Genomic DNA, 938 nt, shown 5'->3' on the forward strand with positions numbered 1-938 from the left:
GCCATCGTGCCGATATCCCGTGAGGGTGAGTTGCCGCTGTCATTTGCTCAACAACGCTTGTGGTTCCTGGCACAGATTGAGGGCGTTAGCGAAACTTATCATATCCCGATGGCCCTGCGCTTATGTGGTCAACTGGATGTCATGGCCTGGCAAAAGGCGCTGGATACCTTGTTTGCCCGTCATGAAGCGCTACGCTCTGTCTTTGTCTCTATTGAGGGGCAGCCACAAGTGCAGCTATTGGCACCGGATAGCGGCTTGCTGCTGTCTCAACATGACCTGCGTGGGCTCCCGGATGCGGAGAGTGTTCTTAAACGTCTGTGTGCCGAGGAAGCGCACGCATCATTTAACCTTGACCGTGGCCCGCTAATCCGCACCGGTCTGATCCGGCTCACCAATGACGAATACTGGTTCCTGCTCACTCAGCATCACATTGTTTCCGATGGCTGGTCTGTCGATGTGTTGATACGTGAACTGAGCGCACTCTATACGGCGTTTTTGGCCGGGCAACCGGATCCGCTGCTTCCGTTGGCGATTCAATACCCGGATTACGCCGCCTGGCAGCGTCAGTGGTTGTCAGCGGAACGTGTTCAGGTTCAATCTGATTATTGGCGTACTCTGCTGGCTGACGCACCGGTTCTGCTGGATTTGCCTACTGACCGGCCCCGTCCGTCGGAGCAGTCATTTGTTGGGTATGCCGTGCCGGTTAACCTGGATACGGCATTAACGACCGCGCTTAAACGCCTGAGTGAGCAGCACGGTGTCACGTTATTTATGACACTGTTGTCCGCCTGGGCGGTGGTCCTGTCGCGGTTGTCAGGTCAGGACGATGTGGTGATTGGCACACCGAGTGCAGGCCGCAGTCGTCAGGAAGTGGAGTCGCTGATCGGATTCTTTGTCAATACGCTGGCGTTGCGTGTTGATTTATCGGGTGAGCTGAC

Annotated in this window: 1 protein-coding gene; it reads left to right on the forward strand. The window is 55.9% G+C overall.

The features are described from left to right. The coding region (locus C5471_RS23355; protein WP_207627460.1) for a condensation domain-containing protein at positions 1 to 938 on the forward strand (938 nt) is incomplete at both ends.

This window comes from Photorhabdus tasmaniensis (genome assembly GCF_011189505.1).
Taxonomy (GTDB): domain Bacteria; phylum Pseudomonadota; class Gammaproteobacteria; order Enterobacterales; family Enterobacteriaceae; genus Photorhabdus; species Photorhabdus tasmaniensis.